General features: G+C 61.7%; 22 protein-coding genes. 1 reads left to right on the top strand and 21 read right to left on the bottom strand.

Annotated elements, in window-relative coordinates; genetic code table 11:
* Window positions 1-181: 181 nt before the first annotated feature.
* The 21 genes from CAG11_RS04575 to trmJ form a co-directional block, all read right to left on the bottom strand.
* Window positions 182-973: an amidohydrolase gene (locus CAG11_RS04575; RefSeq protein ID WP_022640690.1), complete on the bottom strand. Its 792-nt coding sequence runs from the start codon at window positions 971-973 to the stop codon at window positions 182-184.
* Window positions 961-2,109, bottom strand: coding sequence for a pyridoxal phosphate-dependent aminotransferase (locus tag CAG11_RS04570; RefSeq protein WP_085595013.1), 1,149 nt, complete (start codon window positions 2,107-2,109; stop codon window positions 961-963). The genes CAG11_RS04575 and CAG11_RS04570 overlap by 13 nt, the downstream gene beginning before the upstream one ends.
* Window positions 2,110-2,294: 185 nt before the next feature.
* Window positions 2,295-3,767, bottom strand: coding sequence for a ribosome biogenesis GTPase Der (der, locus tag CAG11_RS04565; RefSeq protein ID WP_022640692.1), 1,473 nt, complete (start codon window positions 3,765-3,767; stop codon window positions 2,295-2,297).
* Between the two features lie 141 nt (window positions 3,768-3,908).
* On the bottom strand, window positions 3,909-5,060 hold the full coding sequence (bamB, locus tag CAG11_RS04560; protein WP_022640693.1) for an outer membrane protein assembly factor BamB: 1,152 nt from the start codon (window positions 5,058-5,060) through the stop codon (window positions 3,909-3,911).
* On the bottom strand, window positions 5,053-5,694 hold the full coding sequence (locus CAG11_RS04555; RefSeq protein WP_022640694.1) for a tetratricopeptide repeat protein: 642 nt from the start codon (window positions 5,692-5,694) through the stop codon (window positions 5,053-5,055). Before CAG11_RS04555 ends, bamB begins: the two co-directional genes overlap by 8 nt.
* Before the next feature lie 40 nt (window positions 5,695-5,734).
* Complete coding sequence (hisS, locus tag CAG11_RS04550) at window positions 5,735-7,024, bottom strand: histidine--tRNA ligase (protein ID WP_022640695.1); 1,290 nt, start codon at window positions 7,022-7,024, stop codon at window positions 5,735-5,737.
* A gap of 22 nt (window positions 7,025-7,046) precedes the next feature.
* Complete coding sequence (gene ispG / locus CAG11_RS04545) at window positions 7,047-8,156, bottom strand: flavodoxin-dependent (E)-4-hydroxy-3-methylbut-2-enyl-diphosphate synthase (protein ID WP_022640696.1); 1,110 nt, start codon at window positions 8,154-8,156, stop codon at window positions 7,047-7,049.
* Window positions 8,157-8,159: 3 nt separating this feature from the next.
* Window positions 8,160-9,176, bottom strand: coding sequence for a RodZ family helix-turn-helix domain-containing protein (locus CAG11_RS04540; protein ID WP_085595011.1), 1,017 nt, complete (start codon window positions 9,174-9,176; stop codon window positions 8,160-8,162).
* A complete protein-coding gene (gene pilW, locus CAG11_RS04535) occupies window positions 9,176-9,934 on the bottom strand; it encodes a type IV pilus biogenesis/stability protein PilW (protein WP_085595009.1) in 759 nt (252 codons plus the stop codon). The genes CAG11_RS04540 and pilW overlap by 1 nt, the downstream gene beginning before the upstream one ends.
* A 12-nt stretch (window positions 9,935-9,946) precedes the next feature.
* The gene (gene rlmN / locus CAG11_RS04530; RefSeq protein WP_031320437.1) at window positions 9,947-11,095 is read right to left on the bottom strand and encodes a 23S rRNA (adenine(2503)-C(2))-methyltransferase RlmN; all 1,149 of its coding nucleotides are present in this window, start codon (window positions 11,093-11,095) and stop codon (window positions 9,947-9,949) included.
* Between the two features lie 31 nt (window positions 11,096-11,126).
* Window positions 11,127-11,552, bottom strand: a complete 426-nt coding sequence (ndk, locus tag CAG11_RS04525) for a nucleoside-diphosphate kinase (protein ID WP_022640700.1) — start codon at window positions 11,550-11,552, stop codon at window positions 11,127-11,129.
* Window positions 11,553-11,646: 94 nt separating this feature from the next.
* Window positions 11,647-11,847: a Fe-S cluster assembly protein IscX gene (iscX, locus tag CAG11_RS04520; protein WP_022640701.1), complete on the bottom strand. Its 201-nt coding sequence runs from the start codon at window positions 11,845-11,847 to the stop codon at window positions 11,647-11,649.
* 14 nt (window positions 11,848-11,861) lie between these two features.
* Window positions 11,862-12,203: an ISC system 2Fe-2S type ferredoxin gene (gene fdx / locus CAG11_RS04515; protein WP_022640702.1), complete on the bottom strand. Its 342-nt coding sequence runs from the start codon at window positions 12,201-12,203 to the stop codon at window positions 11,862-11,864.
* 3 nt (window positions 12,204-12,206) lie between these two features.
* A complete protein-coding gene (gene hscA / locus CAG11_RS04510) occupies window positions 12,207-14,069 on the bottom strand; it encodes a Fe-S protein assembly chaperone HscA (protein ID WP_085595007.1) in 1,863 nt (620 codons plus the stop codon).
* Between the two features lie 51 nt (window positions 14,070-14,120).
* Window positions 14,121-14,642, bottom strand: a complete 522-nt coding sequence (gene hscB, locus CAG11_RS04505) for a co-chaperone HscB (protein WP_085595005.1) — start codon at window positions 14,640-14,642, stop codon at window positions 14,121-14,123.
* Between the two features lie 8 nt (window positions 14,643-14,650).
* Window positions 14,651-14,974, bottom strand: a complete 324-nt coding sequence (gene iscA / locus CAG11_RS04500; protein WP_053131791.1) for an iron-sulfur cluster assembly protein IscA — start codon at window positions 14,972-14,974, stop codon at window positions 14,651-14,653.
* Window positions 14,975-15,016: 42 nt separating this feature from the next.
* Window positions 15,017-15,403, bottom strand: coding sequence for a Fe-S cluster assembly scaffold IscU (iscU, locus tag CAG11_RS04495; RefSeq protein ID WP_007929523.1), 387 nt, complete (start codon window positions 15,401-15,403; stop codon window positions 15,017-15,019).
* A gap of 93 nt (window positions 15,404-15,496) precedes the next feature.
* Window positions 15,497-16,711 carry an IscS subfamily cysteine desulfurase gene (locus tag CAG11_RS04490; RefSeq protein WP_022640706.1) on the bottom strand — a complete coding sequence of 405 codons (1,215 nt, stop codon included), beginning with the start codon at window positions 16,709-16,711 and terminating at the stop codon, window positions 15,497-15,499.
* Between the two features lie 50 nt (window positions 16,712-16,761).
* Entirely contained in the window at window positions 16,762-17,253 is a 492-nt protein-coding gene (gene iscR, locus CAG11_RS04485) for a Fe-S cluster assembly transcriptional regulator IscR (protein WP_011063217.1), read from the bottom strand.
* Window positions 17,254-17,489: 236 nt separating this feature from the next.
* Window positions 17,490-18,266, bottom strand: a complete 777-nt coding sequence (cysE, locus tag CAG11_RS04480; protein ID WP_085595003.1) for a serine O-acetyltransferase — start codon at window positions 18,264-18,266, stop codon at window positions 17,490-17,492.
* Window positions 18,266-19,036, bottom strand: coding sequence for a tRNA (cytosine(32)/uridine(32)-2'-O)-methyltransferase TrmJ (trmJ, locus tag CAG11_RS04475; RefSeq protein WP_085595001.1), 771 nt, complete (start codon window positions 19,034-19,036; stop codon window positions 18,266-18,268). Before trmJ ends, cysE begins: the two co-directional genes overlap by 1 nt.
* A gap of 223 nt (window positions 19,037-19,259) precedes the next feature.
* Here trmJ and suhB point away from each other — a divergent pair, with 223 nt between their 5' ends.
* The gene (gene suhB / locus CAG11_RS04470) at window positions 19,260-20,078 is read left to right on the top strand and encodes an inositol-phosphate phosphatase (protein WP_007941397.1); all 819 of its coding nucleotides are present in this window, start codon (window positions 19,260-19,262) and stop codon (window positions 20,076-20,078) included.
* Window positions 20,079-20,149: the final 71 nt, after the last annotated feature.

Below are 20,149 nucleotides of genomic sequence, written 5' to 3'. Positions count from 1 at the left end.
TTTGCATCTCACCGGCAATCCCGGGACTTGCCTCGGTCAATCAAGCATTCACGTCGACACTGCCCGAACGCTCGCCGCGGACCAAGGGTAAGGAATGCCAGCATGGGCATCGATGGCGGTCATGAATGATTCCTCCTCGAATCATGTCCTATCGGCCTTCGGGCACGAAGCTTGATGAGCCCTAGGTGAACCTGAAGCCGTCGGCATCGAGATTGGCCGGAAACCGGGCGCGGTAGGCCGCCAGGTCCGCAGCCTTGAGGCAGACCTGGAATACCCCGTCCGCCTCTCCGGCACTGAGCAGGCTCTCGCCCTGGAAGTCCAGCACCTGGCTGTCGCCGGTGTAGGCGAAGCCCTTGCCATCGGTGCCCACCCGGTTTACCGCGGCGACATAACACAGGTTCTCGATGGCGCGCGCCGGCAGCAGCCGGTTCCAGTGCAAGCGCCGCGCTCCCGGCCAGTTGGCGGTATACAGCAGCAAATCAGTGTCCTGGGAATCGCGGCTCCACACCGGGAAACGCAGGTCGTAGCAGATCAACGGGCGAATGCGCCAGCCCTTGAGCTCGAACTGCACTTGGCGCTCGCCAGGAGTGAAATGCTCGTGCTCGCCAGCCATGCGGAACAGGTGACGCTTGTCGTAGTGCCAGACTTCACCGTCGGGGCGCGCCCACAGCAGGCGATTGCGGTGGCTGCCATCGGCCGCCTGGATGATCACGCTGCCAGTGATCACCGCATCGAGCTTCTTCGCCTGGCAACGCAACCACTTGCTGGTCGGACCATTCTCCGCTTCCGCCAGGGTCTGGGACTCCATGGAGAAGCCGGTAGTGAACATCTCCGGAAGAATCACCAGGTCGGCGCCACGGGCCTGTTCCAGCAACGGCTCGAAATGTTCCAGGTTGGCCTGGCGATCGTGCCAGGCCAGGGTCGTCTGGACCAAAGCCAGGTTCAGATCGGGTAGTGCACTCAGATCACGCATAGTTTCTCCGCTGCCTGACGCAGCGTCTCCTCGCGCTTGGCAAAACACAGACGCACCAGACGCTGCCCCTGGGGCGGCTGCTGATAGAACACCGACACCGGGATGGCCGCGACCCCATGTTCACGGGTCATCCAGGTCGCCATCTCGACATCGTTCAGGTCTGGGCGAATCTGCGAATAATCCACCAGTTGAAAGTAGGTGCCGGTCACCCGGGTGAAACTGAAGCGTGAAGCGCTCAACAGATCACAGAACAGATCACGCTTGGCCTGGTAGAAAGCAGGCAACTGCTCGACGTGTTCCGGATGCTCGGCCATGAAATCGGCGAGAGCGTACTGCAAAGGGGTCACCCCGCAGAAGCTGACATATTGATGCACCTTGCGCAGCTCGGCGCTCAAGGCCGGTGGCGCCACCACGTAGCCAGTCTTCCAGCCGGTGACGTGGTAGGTCTTGCCGAAGGAGCTGACCACGAATGCCCGCTGGTACAATTCCTCATGGGCCAGGACGCTGGCATGGGGCACGCCATCGAACACCAGATGCTCATACACCTCGTCGCTGACCAGGTAGATGTCGCGAGCGCGGATCAGCTCGGCCAACCGGTCCAGCTCGGCGCGACTGAGCAGGGCGCCACTGGGGTTGTGCGGGGTATTGATGATGATCATCCGCGTACGCGGCCCCAGCGCTGCCTCGAGCTGCTGCCAGTCGATGGCGAAGTCGCCCTGGCCCAGTTGTACGTGCACGCAGCGACCGCCGGCCAGTTCTACCGATGGCTCGTAGCTGTCGTAGCTGGGGTCGAAGACGATGACTTCATCTCCCGGGCGGATCACTGCATGGATCGCGCAGAAGATCGCCTGGGTCGCCCCCGGCGTGATGGTCACTTCAGCGTCAGGGTCGACCTTGGCGCCATAGCTGCGAGCGATCTTGGCCGCCACCTGCTGGCGTAGCGCCGGCAGGCCGGTCATCGGTGCGTACTGGTTATGACCAATGGCGACATGCCGGCCGACTGCATCGCGCAGTGCTTGCGGGCCGTCGAAATCCGGGAATCCCTGGGACAGGTTGAGCGCTCCGGTCTGGGCCGCGAGCTGGGACATTTGCGTAAAGATGGTGGTGCCGACATTCGGCAGTTTGCTGGTGATCATGCGGGTTCCCTGCTGAACACCCGGCTCTACGACGGCGCGGGAGGTCCCGAGGATAGCCCAAAGGACGGCGATTAAAAAAGGGTCCCTCAAGGACCCTTTTTAATCGCCGCTACAAGCTGCAAGCCATAAGCTGCAAGCCCTTGCCGCTTTTTACTGGCTTGTAGCTTGCAACTCCAAGCGCTGTCTCAACGCTTGTCGCGGCGCTTCTTGTCGGCTTTCTTGTGGTGCGACATCAAGCGGCGCTTCTTGTTGACCTGACGGTCGGTGAGCGTGTTCTTGTTGCCCTCGTACGGGTTGTCGCTGCCCTTGAACTCGATACGAATCGGCGTACCCACCAGCTTCAGCACGCGCCGGTAGGTGTTCTCCAGGTAGCGCACATAGGACTTGGGCACTTTCTCCACCTGGTTGCCGTGGATCACGATCAACGGCGGGTTGGCACCACCCAGGTGGGCGTAGCGCAGTTTGATCCGGCGGCTGTTGACCATGGGCGGGGCATGCTCGCTCACGGCGTCTTCCAGGATCTGGGTCAGGCGGCTGGTAGGCCAGCGGGTCACCGCCGACTTGAAGGAGTTCTGCACCGATTGGTAAAGGTTGCCCACGCCAGTGCCGTGCAATGCCGAGATGAAGTGGATATCGGCGAAGTCGACGAAGAACAGCCGGCGCTCCAGCTCGGTCTTCACGTAGTCGCGCTCGCTAGGCTGCATGCCGTCCCACTTGTTCAGGGCGATCACCAATGCCCGACCGGCTTCCAGGGCGAAGCCCAGCAGGTTCAGGTCGTGGTCCACCACACCTTCGCGGGCGTCCATGACGAAGATCACCACGTTGGCGTCCTTGATCGCCTGCAGCGTCTTGACCACCGAGAACTTCTCGACTTCCTCGTGGATCTTGCCGCGCTTGCGCACACCCGCGGTGTCGATCAGCGTGTACTTCTCCTCGTTGCGCTCGAACGGGATGTAGATACTGTCGCGGGTGGTGCCGGGCTGGTCGTAGACGATGACCCGGTCTTCACCGAGCATGCGGTTGACCAGGGTCGACTTGCCTACGTTGGGACGACCGATGATGGCGATCTTGATCCCATCCTTCTCGCTCGGACCAGGAATACGCTTGGCTTCCTCGCCTTCGGCAACGATCTCTTCCTCGCCCTCTTCGAGCTCGTCGGCGTCATCCTTGGGGAATTCGCGCAGGGTGATTTCCAGCATCTGGCTGATGCCACGGCCGTGGGCGCCGGCGATCGGGATCGCGTCCCCCATGCCCAGCGGGGCAAACTCGGCGCGAGCCATGTCCGGGTCGATGTTGTCGACCTTGTTGGCGATCACGTAGGAGGTCTTGTTACGTTTGCGCAGGTGCTCGCCGATCATCTGGTCGGCCGCGGTGAACCCGGCCTTGGCGTCCACCAGGAACAGCACCACATCGGCTTCTTCGATGGCCAGCAGCGACTGCTCGGCCATCTTTTCATCCATGCCATGTTCGTCACCGGAGATACCACCGGTGTCGATGAGAATATAGGTACGCCCTTGCCACTTGGCCTCACCGTATTGGCGATCACGGGTCAGACCGGACAGGTCGCCGACGATGGCGTCGCGAGTCCGAGTCAGGCGGTTGAACAAGGTGGACTTGCCGACGTTGGGTCGGCCCACCAGGGCGATTACGGGAACCATGCGGCTCTCCACTGCATTATTTCAGAAAATACAAAAGCCGCTGCGAGGCAGCGGCTGGTGCTCGGGGCAGCACCTTGAAGTGCTGCAAGCCTTGTCCAGACAAGGCCGCTTGGGGAATCAACCCCAAGCATAGTCAAACCATTACTTGATGGTCAGGGCTTCCAGTTTGCCGCTGTTGCCAAACACGTAGATCATGTCGCCCACCACCAGCGGACGAGCGCGCAGGCCGTCACTGTCGATGCGCTCACGAGCGACGAAACGACCATCCACCTGGCTCAGCAGGTGCAGGTAGCCTTCCAGGTCACCCACGGCCACATAGCTGGAGAACACTTCCGGTGCCGACAGTTGGCGGCGAGCCAGGGAATCGTTGCTCCACAGGGCGGAGGTTGAACGCTCGTCGATGCCTTCCACGGTACCCGAGGACAGGCTAACGTAGACGCTGCCGAAGCCCTGGGCGACACCTGCGTAGCTGGAAGCATCACGCTGCCACAGCGGGCGACCGCTCTCCAGATCCAGGGCCGTGACACGCCCCTGGTAGCTGGCCACGTACAGGGTGCCACCGGACAGCAGCAGGCCGCCGTCGATGTCCACCACGCGATCCAGCTCGGAACGACCTTGCGGGATGGCGACACGCTGCTCCCACACCGGCACGCCGTTGCGGATATCCAGTGCCACTACCTTGCCGGTGGAAAGGCCGGCCAAGGCCAGGCGGTTGGTCGCCAGCGGAGCACTGGTGCCACGCAGGGTCAGGACCGCCGGGGTGCTGTCGTAGAGCCAGAGCTGGTTGCCGGTACTGGCATCGAGGCCGATCACCCGGTCATCCTGGGTCTGGACCACCACTACATCACCGTTGGTAGCCGGCGGAGCCAGCACTTCACTGGTGACACGGGCACGCCATTTCTCTTCACCGTTGGAAGTGTCCAGGGCAATGACTTCACCCTTGAGGGTGCCGATCATCACCAGGCCGTAACCCACGCCCACGGCGCCGGAAACCGGCAGTTCCAGGTCCTGCTTCCATTTGACGTCGCCGTTCATGCGGTCCATGGCCACCACTACACCGGTGACATCGGCGGCGTAGATGGTGCTGCCGTCGATAGCTGGAACCAGCATGTTGTAGGTTTCGCCCTGGCCATCACCGATGGAGCGGCTCCACTGTTTCTGCAGGACCACCTCTTCCTTGAAGTCGACCAGTTCGGCCGGTGGCAGTTCTTTCTTGCTGTTGCTGCTGCAACCCGCGGCCAACAAGGCCAGGGCCAGCAATGCTGCATGTTTCCAACGGATCACGTCACGCATCCCCTTTGGCCAGGTCGTCGAGCTTGATTTGTAGGCCACCGACCGCTGCTTCATCCGACAGCGCCGCCTTGGCTTTCTGATATGCAGCATGGGCTTCGTCAATGCGGCCCAACTGGACCAGCAGATCGCCCTTGAGTTCTTCACGAGTGGCCAGGAAGGCCTTGTCGGCATCGCCGTCGAGCAGCTTCAGGGCCTCGTCGGCCTTGTTCTGCGCGGCCAGCACCTGGGCCAGGCGCTGACGCGCCACTTCGCCCAGGGTCGCGTTCGCCGGCTTGTCGGCCACGGCCTTGAGCTGGGCTACAGCGTCATCCAGCTTGCCGCTGTCCACAGCTACCTTGGCGACGAACAGGCTGCCGTACTGCGCATAGGCGCTGCCGCCGAACTCGCTGTTGAGCTTGCCGGCCAGGTCGGTGACACGGGCTGCATCCGGCTTGCCATCAGGCGTCAGGGTGGTTTCAAGCAGTTGCTGATAGAGCACCGAAGCGCCTTGCGACTGGTTGTTCTGATATTTGTGCCAGGCCTGCCAGCCGAACACGATGACCAGGGCCAGCAGGCCGCCGTTCACCAGGGGTTTGCCGTTACGCTGCCACCAGTCTTTCAATTCCGCCAGCTGTTCATCTTCGGTACTCGACACCCCAATACTCCTTATTCGCTAAATCGGCTGTTTGACAGCTTCAACCCTGCACGACGCAGGTGGCCAGGTGCGCAGCGAGTGCATCCCAGGCAATGCTTTGTTGTTCGCCCTGGCCACGCAGGGGCTTGAAACCTACCACTTGCTGGGCCATTTCGTCGTCACCGAGGATCAGCGCATACAGCGCACCGCTCTTGTCGGCCTTCTTGAATTGGCTCTTGAAGCTGCCACCACCGGCGTTGACCTGCAGGCGCAGGTTCGGCAGTTGATCGCGTACCCGCTCGCTCAGGGCCAGGCCTGCCAGTTCGGCGGCCTCGCCAAAGGCGCACAGGTAGACATCCACCTGGCGGGAGATCTCTTCCGGCACCCGCTCCAGGGTCTCCAGCATCAGCACCAGGCGCTCGATACCCATGGCGAAACCCACGCCCGGGGTCGGCTTGCCGCCCATCTGCTCCACCAGGCCGTCGTAGCGGCCGCCGGCGCAGACAGTGCCCTGGGCACCGAGCTTGTCGGTCACCCACTCGAAGACGGTCTTGCTGTAGTAGTCCAGGCCACGCACCAGCTTCGGATTGATCACATAGGGGATGCCAGCGGCTTCCAGGCGGGCCTTGAGGCCTTCGAAATGCACCCGGGACTCTTCGTCCAGGTAGTCGGCCAGCTTCGGCGCGTCCACCAGCACCGCCTGGGTGCCTGGGTCCTTGGTGTCCAGCACCCGCAGTGGGTTGGTCTTGAGGCGACGCTGGCTGTCTTCGTCCAACTGTTCGTGGCGGGCCGAGAGGAACTCCACCAGGGCATCGCGATAACGTGCACGGGCCTCGGCGGTCCCCAGGCTGTTGAGCTCAAGCTTCACCGCATCGCGGATGCCCAGCTCGCCCCACAGGCGCCAGGTCAGCACGATCAGTTCGGCATCGATGTCCGGACCGTCCAGGTTGAACACTTCCAGGCCGATCTGGTGAAACTGGCGATAACGGCCTTTCTGTGGACGCTCATGGCGGAACATCGGGCCGATGTACCAGAGCTTCTGCACCTGGCCGGCACCAGTCAGGCCATGTTCCAGGGCTGCGCGCACACAGGCGGCGGTGCCTTCCGGACGCAGTGTCAGGGAATCGCCGTTGCGGTCCTCGAAGGTGTACATCTCTTTTTCGACGATGTCGGTCACTTCACCGATGGAGCGCTTGAACAGCTCGGTGAACTCGACGATCGGCATGCGGATCTGCTTGTAACCGTAGTTATCCAGCAGCCGTGCCACGGTGCCTTCGAAGTAGCGCCACAGCGGCGTCTGCTCGGGCAGGATGTCGTTCATGCCACGAATGGCTTGCAGGGACTTGCTCACAAAGAATCCTTAATACGTTCGGTTAGCCACGAGCGATCAGCGCTGCGTCGGCCTCGACCTTTTCGGCCGCCTTCTGCCGGATCAGCTTTTCCAGCTCGTCCACCAGATTGTCATTGGTCAGTTTCTGCGACGGCTTGCCATCGATGTAGATCAGGTTCGGTGTACCGCCGGTCAACCCCACATGGGCTTCCTTGGCTTCGCCCGGACCGTTGACCACACAACCGATCACCGCGACATCCATGGGTACCAGCAGGTCCTCCAGACGCCCTTCCAGCTCGTTCATGGTTTTCACCACATCGAAATTCTGCCGCGAGCAGCTCGGGCAGGCGATGAAGTTGATGCCACGGGAACGCAGGTGCAGGGACTTGAGGATGTCGTAGCCGACCTTCACTTCCTCGACCGGATCGGCCGCCAACGAGATGCGAATGGTATCGCCAATCCCTTCGGCCAGCAGCATACCGAGGCCGACGGCGGATTTCACCGTGCCTGAACGCAAACCGCCGGCTTCAGTGATCCCCAGGTGCAGGGGCTGGATGATTTCCTTGGCCAGCAGACGGTAGGCCTCGACGGCCATGAACACATCGGAGGCTTTGACGCTGACCTTGAAATCCTTGAAGTTCAGCCGTTCCAGGTGTTCCACATGGCGTAATGCCGACTCCACCAGCGCTGCCGGGGTCGGTTCGCCATACTTCTTCTGCAGGTCCTTTTCCAACGAGCCGGCATTGACCCCGATGCGGATCGGGATGCCGCGGTCACGGGCCGCGTCCACTACCGCGCGCACCCGATCCTCGCGACCGATGTTACCCGGGTTGATCCGCAGGCAATCGACGCCCAGCTCGGCTACCCGCAGGGCGATCCGGTAGTCGAAGTGGATGTCGGCCACCAGCGGTACCTTGACCTGCTGCTTGATCCGGCCGAACGCTTCGGCGGCGTCCATATCGGGCACCGAAACCCGCACGATATCGACACCGGCGGCTTCCAGGCGGTTGATCTGGGCCACGGTTGCGGCCACATCGTTGGTGTCGCTGTTGGTCATGCTCTGTACCGCGATCGGGGCATCGCCGCCCACCGGTACCGAGCCGACCCAGATCTTGCGGGACTCGCGACGTTTGATTGGAGATTCGCCGTGCATGACTTATTGACCTAACTTCAGGCGAGCAGTCTCGCCGGTGGTGAACGGGGCGATATCCACCGCCTGACCGTTGTAGCTGATTTGTGCGCCACGGGCGTAGCCCAGCCGTACGGCAAAGGGCGGCTTGCCGCTGACATCGACGCTCTCGCCCTTGCGCTTCAAGGCGCTGAGCAGGATCTTGCCATTGCCGTCGGTGACCTGGGTCCAGCAGTCGGCGCTGAACTGGATCTGCACCTGCGCGGAGCCGGCGGCTGCGACAACCGGGGCTGGCACGTTGGCCTGAGCGGTCGCCGTGGTTGCCGGGGCTGGCACCGGAGCGGCCGGGGCCGCGATCACCGGGGCCGTAGCCGGGGCGGTCACAGGATGGGACACAGCGGCTGGAGCAACTGCCGGCGCCTGCGCAGGGGCAGCCGGAGCCACAACCGGGGCTGGGGTCTCGGCAGGTGCCTCGCCGGCCAATTGCGCAGCATTGGCCTCGGCTTCGCTCTGGCCTTCGGCAACGGCCTGGTCTTCCGGCTCGTCGATCGGGTGGATCTGGGTCTTGCCGTCGGCGCCCTCGACTTCCACATGTTCCGGGCTCAGGCCCACCAGTTCCTTGCTGCGCTGCGAGGTCTGGTCCTGCCACCAGATGAAACCACCGCCGACCACGGCCACCAGCAACAACAGGCTGACGATCCTCAGGATGGTATGGGAGACCCGCACCGGCTCTTCGATACGGCCCAGGGCATGCACGCTGCTGCCTTGGGAGTCGGTGCCGGTGTATTGGTCGAAAGCCTGGACCAGGGTCGCCTGGTCCATATCCAGCAACTTGGCGTAGGCACGGATATAGCCACGGGCGAAGGTATGCCCCGGGAGCTTGTCGAATGCGCCGGCTTCCAGGTTGCTCAGGGAGCTCACGGTGAGGTTGAGCTTGTGGGCCACGTCCGCCAGCGCCCAACCATTGCTTTCGCGAGCCTGGCGCAAGGTCTCACCGGGATTGACGCTAGTCGCTGCTTGAACTTCGGGTTGCGCCACTTTCATCATTGCTCCGACAGGTATTGCTGATATTCCGGCGTACCGGGATAGAGTCGTTTTAGTTGCAGACCGTAACTGGAGGCCTTCTCGTGATCTTCGAACACCGTTGCCAGGCGCACGCCGAGCAATAGACTACGTGCATTTTGCTCGCCAAGCAGGTTAAAACGATCGTAATAATCACGCGCGGGCACATAATGCCTGTCTTCGTAAGACAACTCAGCCATTTCCAGCAATGCGCGAGGCTGTTGGTGATTCAGCCGCAGGGCCTTCTCCAGATGCGACTGGGCCAGCTTGCGCTGGCCGAGCTTCGAGGCGGTCATCCCAAGGTTCTCGAGAACCCGGGAACGGCCGGGATACAGGGTATCAGCTGCGGCCTGCTCGAAACGCGAGTATGCGTCGTCGTAGCGCTTTTCCTGGAACAGGAAACTGCCGTAGTTATTGAGAATCCGGGAATCGTCCGGGCGTGCCGCCAGGGCCTTGCGAAACTGCGCTTCAGCCAGCGCCGGCTCCATCTCGGCCTGGAACACCAGCGCCAGGGCGGCATTGGCGTCGGCATCGTCGGGAGCCAGCTCCAGGGCATTTTTCAGCGGGGCCTTGGCTTGTTCACCCAAGCCCTGCTGCAAATAGCCCAGCCCCAGCTGCACATAGGCCTGGCGCGCCTCGTCACGCCCCTTGCCAGTGTCCAGCGGGCTGGAATTGCCCGACATGACACAGCCAGCGCAAAGACTGGCAACAAGCAGGAGCAGCGCTAGGCGCAAGACCATGGAGATCCTCTCTCAGGTACGGGCCGCGACGCTTTGCGGCATATCGGCATCGGCGCTCAATTCACGCACGGCGATATAGCGTTCACTGCGCCGGGTGCGGTCCAGCACCTGGCCTACCAACTGGCCGCAAGCGGCATCGATGTCTTCCCCGCGGGTGGTGCGTACGGTGACGTTGAAGCCGGCATGGTGCAACTGGTCCTGGAAACGCCGGATGGCGTTGTTGCTCGGACGCTCGTAGCCGGAGTGGGGGAACGGGTTGAACGGGATCAGGTTGATCTTGCAAGGAATGTCCTTGAGCAACTCGATCATCTGCACCGCGTGCTCAGGCTGGTCGTTGACGTCCTTGAGCAGGGTGTACTCGATGGTCAGCACACGCTTCTCGCCCAGGGCCGACATGTAGCGCTGGCACGAGTCGAGCAGCATCTTCAGCGGGTACTTCTTGTTGATCGGTACCAGCTGGTTGCGCAGCGCATCGTTGGGAGCGTGCAGGGACAACGCCAGGGAGACGTCGATGTGCTTGGCCAGCTCATCGATCATCGGTACCACGCCGGAGGTCGACAGGGTCACCCGGCGCTTGGAGATGCCGTAGCCCAGGTCGTCCATCATCAGGTGCATGGCCGCGATGACGTTGTCGAAGTTCAGCAGCGGCTCGCCCATACCCATCATCACCACGTTGGTGATGGCTCGGTCGATGGTTGCCGGGACGCTGCCGAAGGATTTGTTGGCAATCCACACCTGACCGATGACTTCAGCGGCGGTGAGGTTGCTATTGAAGCCTTGCTTGCCGGTGGAGCAGAAACTGCAGTCCAGGGCACAGCCGGCCTGGGACGAAACGCACAAGGTGCCGCGCTTGCCCTGGGGAATGTATACGGTCTCGACGCAGCTGCCGGACGCCACGCGCACCACCCACTTGCGGGTGCCGTCGCTGGAGATGTCCTCGCTGACCACTTCCGGACCGCGAATCTCGGCAACGGCCTTGAGCTTTTCACGCAAGGCCTTGCCGACATTCGTCATGGCGTCGAAATCATCGACGCCAAAGTGGTGAATCCATTTCATTACCTGACCGGCACGGAAACGCTTCTCCCCGATCGAGTCGAAGAATTTCTCCATTTCCGGTTGAGTAAGCCCCAACAGGTTAGTTTTGCCGATCGATGTAGTCATGGTTTCACCCTTCACTCACAGGCCTGGCGGCTTAGCGAGTGGTCACCTCGGTAGCTGCGAAGAAGTAAGCGATTTCGCGAGCAGCGGCGGCTTCGGAGTCCGAACCGTGAACGGCGTTGGCGTCGATGGACTCGGCGAAGTCAGCGCGGATGGTGCCGGCAGCAGCTTCTTTAGGGTTGGTAGCGCCCATCAGCTCACGGTTGCGAGCGATGGCGTTCTCGCCTTCCAGAACCTGAACCACAACCGGACCGGAAGTCATGAAGGCAACCAGTTCGCCGAAGAAGCCACGCTCGCTGTGCTCAGCGTAGAAACCTTCGGCTTCGGCCTTGGACAGTTGCTTCATTTTCGAAGCTACAACGCGCAGACCGGCTTCTTCAAAACGGGAAACGATCTTGCCGATGACGTTTTTTGCAACAGCGTCAGGCTTGATGATGGAGAAAGTACGTTGAACAGCCATGGTGTAACTCCAGAAACGGTGATTAAAGCGAAAAATTAAACCCGCGAATTATACGCGGGTTTAAAGGGATTGCCTAACTGCGTAGCCCGCGGATTCAGTCAGTTTCGTCGATCCAGGCGGCCTGAATTGCTTCAAGAACCTTCTCGCCTCCGCGAGCCGGATCGTCACTGAACTCCGGCAATGCCAGAACCCACTTGTGCAGATCGACAAAGTTCACATAACGCGGGTCCACATCCGGCTTGGAATCAGCCAGCTGGATCGCGATTTCCAGTACATCAACCCACTTCAGACTCATGATGACCCCTTGAATCAGTGCGGCGCTTCGGCCGCGTGGTTGAGCGAGTACTTGGGAATTTCGACAGTCAGGTCTTCATCGCCAACGATAGCCTGGCACGACAAGCGCGACTGGGCTTCCAGGCCCCAGGCCTTGTCCAGCAAGTCTTCTTCCAGCTCGTCGGCCTCGTTCAGCGAGTCGAAACCCTCGCGCACGATGCAATGGCAGGTAGTGCAGGCGCAGACACCGCCGCAGGCGCTCTCGATCTCGATGTGGTTGTCATGGGCAACCTCGAGCAGCGAAACGCCGGGCTCGACTTCGACGACCAGGCCATCCGGGCAGAACACGGCGTGGGGCAGAAAAATGATCTGCGGCATCAGTTATTCCTCGATCTCATTCAGGTTGCGCCCCGCCAGGGCGGCTTTCACCGTCGAATCCAGGCGACGGGCAGCAAAGGCGTCGGTCACTTGCGACAGACGCTTGGTCTGCTGCTCGATGGCATAGCCATCGGTGCCACGCATCAATTCACTCAGTTCCTGCATCTGCAGCTCGATGACCATGCGCTCCTCGGCGTCCAGCAAGCGGTCGCCGTCGGCCTCCAGGGCCCCCTGCACCGCCTCGATCAACCGCTGGGCATCTACCTGCTGCTCACGCAGCACGCGGGCGACCTTGTCATCGCCGGCGTACTGGAAGGAATCCTTGAGCATCCGGGCGATCTCGCCGTCGGTCAGCCCGTAGGACGGCTTGACCTGGATACTGGCTTCGACTCCCGACCCCAGCTCCCGCGCGGCAACGCCGAGCAGGCCATCGGCGTCCACCTGGAAGGTCACCCGGATCTTCGCCGCGCCAGCCACCATCGGCGGGATGCCGCGCAGTTCGAAACGTGCCAGGGAGCGGCAGTCGCTGATCAGCTCGCGCTCACCCTGCAGCACATGGATCATCATGGCCGTCTGGCCATCCTTGTAGGTAGTGAAATCCTGGGCTCGTGCGACCGGGATGGTGGTGTTGCGCGGAATCACCTTCTCCATCAGCCCCCCCATGGTTTCCAGCCCCAGGGACAGCGGAATCACGTCCAGCAGCAGCAATTCGCCGCCGTCACGCTTGTTACCCGCCAGGGTATCGGCCTGGATCGCGGCACCTATGGCCACCACCTGGTCCGGATCGATCTCGGTCAGCGGCTGGCGACCGAACATCTCGGCAACCGCCTCACGCACCCGCGGAACACGGGTCGAACCGCCGACCATGACCACGGCCCGCACTTCGTCGAGCTCGACACCGGAGTCCCGCACCGCGCGACGGCAAGCCTTGAGGCTGCGAGCGACCATCGGCTCGATCAATTCATCGAATGCCTCGCGGGTGAGCGCGGCGCGCCAGGCGCCATACTCGACGTCCACAGAAGCGGCGTCGGTCAAGGCTTCCTTGGCCCCACGGGCAATCTGCAACAGGTTACGCTGCGCGCCCGGATCCAAGTCGGAGGACAAACCGGCGCCCTGGATGATCCAGCTGGCGATGGCATGATCGAAATCGTCGCCACCCAGGGCGGTATCGCCACCCGTGGCCAGCACCTCGAAGACACCGCCGGTCAGGCGCAGGATGGAGATATCGAAGGTCCCGCCACCCAGGTCGTAGATAGCCACGACCCCTTCGGCCTGCTGGTCCAGGCCATAGGCCACGGCAGCGGCCGTTGGTTCGTTGAGCAGGCGCAGTACATTCAGGCCGGCCAGCTTGGCCGCATCCTTGGTCGCTTGCCGCTGGGCATCGTCAAAATAGGCAGGAACGGTGATCACCGCGCCGACCAGCTCGCCACCCAGAGTCGCCTCGGCCCGCTGGCGCAGCACCTTGAGCACCTCGGCGGAGACTTCCACCGGGCTCTTCGGCCCCTGCACCGTCTCGATGAACGGCATGTGCGATTCACCACCGACAAAACGATACGGAAGCTGCTCGCCCAGCTGCTTCACGTCAGCCAGGCCGCGCCCCATCAGGCGCTTGACCGACAGCACGGTGTTCAGGGGATCGGCGGAGGCAGCCAACCGGGCGGACTCACCCACCTCGACGCGATCGGCGTGGTAGCGCACGGCGGAGGGCAGGATGACCTGGCCCTGTGCATCGGCCAGCGGCTCGGAAAGGCCGCTGCGCAACGCAGCGACCAGCGAATTGGTAGTACCCAAGTCGATCCCCACAGCCAGGCGACGCTGGTGCGGTTGAGGACTTTGGCCGGGTTCAGCGATCTGCAGTAGGGCCATGTCTATCTGGACTTATCTGTATATCAGGCGTGCGACCGGAGCGGCACTAGGTTAATCGTCGAGGCGCTCTTCTAACTGGCGCACTTCGTAGGTGAGCTTGTCGAGGAACTGCATGCGCCGCATCAGGCGCTCGGCCTGCTCGCGCTGCGCGGCATCGTCCCAACAGGCTGCGAAGCTTTCGTTCAGCTGTTCCTGGGCGGTCTTGAGCCGGCGCTTGAACGCCGCCACCCCCGACAGATCGGCACTGTCCTGCAAGTCCTCGAGCTCTTCGCGCCATTGCATCTGCTGCAGAAGAAACTCGGGGTCGTGCACCGTGACCTCAAGCGGCAGCTCGCCGCCCTTGAGAGCCAGGAGATAACGGGCACGCTTGGGAGGGCTCTTGAGGGTCTGGTAGGCCTCGTTGAGGCTGGCGGACCGTTCCAGGGCCAGGCGCTGCTCACGCTCGGGGGCGTCGGCAAACCGATCGGGATGGACTCCGCGCGCCAACTCACGATAGCGCGCGGCCAACTGCTCGAGATCCAGGCGAAAACTCGGCTGCAACTCAAATAAGGCAAAATGACAAGGAGTACCCACAAGCAGCCTCAGACGTTGAAGCTTTCGCCGCAGCCACACTCACCGCGCACGTTGGGGTTGTTGAACTTGAAGCCTTCGTTCAACCCTTCCTTGACGAAATCAAGCTCGGTGCCATCCAGGTAGGACAGGCTCTTGGGGTCGATGATCACTTTCTCGCCATGACTCTCGAACACCTGGTCGTCCTCGCCGATCTCGTCGACGAACTCCAGCACATAGGCAAGGCCGGAACAGCCCGTGGTGCGAACACCCAGGCGAATCCCATCACCCTTGCCGCGCCCGTTGAGGGAGCGTCGCACGTGTTGAGCAGCCGCTTCTGTCATGCTGATAGCCATCGTGACTCCTTACTTGTCGCCAAATCTGTGAAAGCCGATCGGTCAGATCAGGCCTTTCTTCTGCTTGTAGTCGCGAACGGCAGCCTTGATGGCGTCCTCGGCGAGTACCGAGCAGTGGATCTTCACTGGAGGCAGGGCCAGCTCTTCGGCCAGCTGGGTGTTCTTGATGGTCTCGGCTTCGTCCAGGGTCTTGCCCTTCATCCACTCAGTGGCCAGGGAGCTGGAAGCGATAGCCGAACCGCAGCCGTAGGTCTTGAACTTGGCATCTTCGATGATGCCCTGCTCGTTGACCTTGATCTGCAGGCGCATCACGTCGCCACAGGCAGGAGCACCGACCATGCCGGTGCCGACATCCGGATCTTCCGCGTTCATCTTGCCGACGTTACGCGGGTTCTCGTAGTGGTCGATGACCTTTTCGCTGTAAGCCATGATTCTTAATCCTCACTCATCAGAGAGTCGCTCTGGGGTTCCACAAACCGCCTTGTCGATACGTCCTGCAGAACCCTGTGCGGCGACTTAAATTCAGTGTGCCGCCCACTCGATCTTCGAGATATCGACGCCATCTTTGTACATGTCCCACAGCGGGGACAGGGCGCGCAGCTTGGTAACGGCCTCGCAGACTTTCTGTGCGGCGTAGTCGATCTCTTCTTCGGTGGTGAAGCGGCCGAAGGTGAAGCGGATCGAGCTATGCGCTAGCTCGTCGTTACGGCCCAGAGCACGCAGCACGTACGAAGGCTCCAGGGAAGCCGAAGTACAGGCCGAACCGGACGACACCGCCAGGTCCTTGAGCGCCATGATCAGCGACTCGCCTTCGACGTAGTTGAAGCTCAGGTTCAGGTTGTGCGGCACACGGGCAGTCATGCTGCCGTTGACGTAAAGCTCTTCCAGGTGCTCGACCTGCTTGTAGAAACGGTCGCTCAGGGCCTGGATGCGAGCGTTCTCGGCCGCCATGTCTTCCTTCGCGACGCGGAAAGCTTCACCCATGCCGACGATCTGGTGGGTAGCCAGGGTCCCGGAACGCATGCCGCGCTCATGACCACCACCGTGCATGGTGGCTTCCAGGCGAACACGCGGCTTGCGGCTCACGTATAGCGCGCCGATCCCCTTGGGGCCGTAGGTCTTGTGGGCAGAGAACGACATCAGGTCGACCTTCAGTGCCTGCAGGTCGATCTCGACCTTGCCGGTGGACTGGGCACCGTCGACGTGGAACAGAATGCCCTTGGAACGGGTCAGCTCGCCGATGGCGGCGATGTCATTGATGGTGCCGATCTCGTTGTTCACATGCATGATCGAAACCAGGATGGTGTCGTCACGCAGAGCTGCTTCCACCATGGCCGGAGTGATCAGGCCGTCTTCACCCGGCTCGATGTAGGTCACTTCGAAACCTTCGCGCTCGAGTTGGCGCATGGTGTCCAGGACAGCCTTGTGCTCGATCTTCGAGGTGATCAGGTGCTTGCCCTTGGTGTGGTAGAAATGCGCGACACCCTTGATAGCCAGGTTGTCGGACTCGGTGGCACCGGAAGTCCAGACGATTTCACGCGGGTCGGCGTTGACCAGGTCAGCCACTTGGCGACGGGCGTTTTCCACCGATTCCTCGGCTTTCCAGCCGAACACGTGGGAGCGGGACGCCGGGTTACCGAAGTTCCCGTCGACCAGCAGGCATTCACTCATTTTTTGCGCGACGCGCGGATCGACCGGCGTGGTCGCTGAGTAATCAAGGTAAATCGGCAATTTCATGGACTCTCTCCTAAATCAGGCTGGCTGGCGTGCCGCTAGCTCTTCGGCTGTCATTCGACGGCGGACGCTTCAATCTTGTCCAGGCGCGGCGCCTTGCCATTACAACGGCGCTGATCCTGACGCTGGGCCACTTCTTGCACCTCACGGCGGGTTACAAGGTCGGCCAAGCTGATACCGCTCAGAAATTCGTGAATCTGCAGGCTCAGATCGCACCACAGGTGATGGGTCAAACAGGTGTCACCGGCATGGCAATCACCCAATCCCTGGCATTTGGTCGCATCGACCGATTCGTTCACCGCATCGATCACCTGGGCTACCTGGATCCCCTGCATATCGCGCGACAGCTGATAGCCGCCACCGGGACCCCGGACGCTGGATACCAGGTTGCTACGGCGCAGCTTGGCGAAAAGCTGTTCGAGATAGGACAGGGAGATGCCTTGGCGCTCAGAGATATCGGCCAGGGAGACCGGGCCATGTTGCGCGTGCAACGCCAGGTCAAGCATGGCGGTCACCGCATATCGGCCTTTAGTAGTCAGTCGCATGGACAAGTACCACGGAGTTTCGGAATGGAGGCGAGTATGCAATACCCGAGTAATCGAGTCAACTATAAGACCAACTACTTTAGTCGGGTTTACCCGCAAAAGAGCGCGCGAATCATAGCAAAGTCTGCGACGTAATGGCACAGCGGATGGCAACAACCGACCTACGGGTCCGTTTCCGGCCAACTCGCCCTTTATTTGCGAGCGCCTCGGCCCCTGAGGAACCGAGACGCCGGCATTCAGCCGACCCGGCTGTCGCTCTTGTCCTTGACGCCGGCGAAGTCTTCCTCGCGCAGCGCAGGCAAGTCCTTGGCGCAATAGTCGCTACCCAGGTCCTTCAGCGCACCGCAAATCCCTTCCAGACGACCATCGACCGCCTGCAGGTGATCGAGCAACTGGCCAATGGCACGCGCCACCGGGTCGGGCATGTCCTCACTGACGCCATAAGCATCGAACCCGAGCTTTTCCGCCATGGCCTTGCGCTTGGCTTGCTGCTCGTCGCTGGACTTCATGATGATCCGCCCCGGGATTCCCACCACCGTCGCCCCTGCCGGCACTTCCTTGGTCACCACCGCATTGGAGCCGACCTTGGCGCCCGCACCGACCGTGAACGGCCCGAGCACCTTGGCGCCCGCCCCTACCACCACGCCATCTTCCAGGGTCGGATGGCGCTTGCCCTTGTTCCAGCTAGTGCCACCCAGGGTCACCCCTTGATAGAGCGTCACATCATCGCCAATCTCGGCCGTTTCGCCGATGACGATACCCATGCCGTGATCGATGAAGAAACGACGACCCACCTTGGCCCCAGGATGAATCTCGATCCCGGTCAGCCAACGCCCGAAGTTCGACACCAGGCGCGCCAACCACTTCCAGCCCATACCCCACAAGGCACCGGACAAACGATGGATCCAGATCGCATGCATGCCCGGATAGCAGGTCATCACCTCGAAGGCGTTGCGCGCCGCCGGGTCACGATGGAATACGCTCTGGATATCTTCACGCAGACGCTCGAACATCACTGATCTTTCCGCTTTTGCAGCTCCCCACGGGCCGCTTTCTGGGTTTCCGTGAGGATGCCGCGCAATATGTTCATTTCCGCTCGAGTGACCGAGCTACGACCGTATAGCCGGCGCAGGCGCGCCATCAAGTGCCGGGGCTTTTGCGGGTCGAGGAAGTCGATTTCCACCAGCGCCTGCTGCAGGTGTTCGTAGAATCGCTCCAGCTCATCCATGGTCGCCAGCTCATCACTGGACGACACCGCTTCATCCTTGCGCGCCGCGCCCGACTGTCCTTGCACCGCCAACCAGGACATGCGCACTTCATAGGCCAGCACCTGCACCGCCGTTGCCAGGTTCAGCGAACTGAACGCCGGATCCGACGGGATATGCACGTGAAAATGACATCGCTGCAGCTCGTCGTTGGTCAGGCCGGAATCTTCACGACCGAACACCAGGGCGATCTGTGCCCCCTGCCCCGCCTGCTCCACGACTTTTACCCCCGACTCGCGAGGATCGAGCAATGGCCAGGGAATGCTCCGCTCACGGGCGCTGGTACCGAACACCAGGGTACAACCGATCAGGGCCTCTTCGAGCGTGGCGACCATCTGGGCACCCTCCAGGATGTCGGTGGCGCCGGATGCCCGCGCATCCGCCTCAGGAGAAGGAAATACACGGGGCTCCACCAGCATCAGGCGCGACAACCCCATGTTCTTCATGGCGCGCGCAGCCCCACCGATATTGCCGGGATGACTGGTATTGACCAGGACGACACGAATGTTCTGCAGCAAGGGAAGCGCCCTCGGACGGGAAAGGGGAACAAATCTTACAGAACGGGCCGCGCTGTTGCCTTAAAAATAACCATCCGTCACTCCCGGCAACTCACCGGCAATCCAGCCCCCCCATAAGCGCCATACGGCGGGCAGATGCAATCAAAGCGAACTCCGAACTTCATCTGCAAAAGTTTTCTGCTAGAATGCTCGGCTTTCTTTAACAACCTTAGGTGACCTATCCATGCAGCCAATGCTGAATATCGCGCTGCGCGCCGCCCGCAGCGCCAGTGAACTGATTTTCCGCTCCATCGAGCGCCTGGATACCATCAAGGTCGATGAAAAAGACGCCAAGGACTACGTGTCCGAGGTCGATCGCGCCGCTGAACAGAAGATCATCGACGCGCTGCGCAAGGCCTATCCGAATCACTCGATCATGGGCGAAGAAACCGGCCTGCATGCCGGCACCGGGATCGAAGGTGAAGAGTACCTGTGGATCATCGATCCACTGGATGGCACCACCAACTTCCTGCGTGGCATCCCCCACTTCGCTGTAAGCATCGCCTGCAAATACCGTGGTCGCCTGGAACATGCCGTGGTCCTGGATCCGGTTCGCCAGGAAGAATTCACCGCCAGCCGCGGTCGTGGCGCCCAGCTCAACGGTCGGCGCCTGCGGGTCAGCGGCCGCACCAGCCTCGACGGCGCACTGCTGGGCACCGGCTTCCCATTTCGCGACGACCAGATGGACAACCTGGACAACTATCTGGGCATGTTCCGCGCACTGGTCGGCCAAACCGCCGGCATTCGCCGCGCCGGCTCCGCCAGCCTGGACCTGGCCTATGTTGCCGCCGGTCGCTTCGACGCCTTCTGGGAGTCGGGCCTGTCCGAATGGGACATGGCGGCAGGCGCCCTGCTGATCCAGGAAGCCGGTGGCTTGGTGAGCGACTTCACCGGCGGCCACGACTTCCTGGAAAAAGGCCACGTGGTAGCTGGTAACACCAAGTGCTTCAAGGCCGTGCTGACCGCTATCCAACCACACCTGCCAGCTTCGTTGAAACGCTAAGCAACAGGCATGAAAAAAGCACCCCGCGGGGTGCTTTTTTATACCTGCGATTCGCGCCATCGGCAGCCGCC

Source organism: Pseudomonas sp. B6(2017) (assembly GCF_002112765.1).
GTDB lineage: Bacteria > Pseudomonadota > Gammaproteobacteria > Pseudomonadales > Pseudomonadaceae > Aquipseudomonas > Aquipseudomonas piscis.
This window is presented reverse-complemented; position numbering and strand designations above follow the sequence as displayed.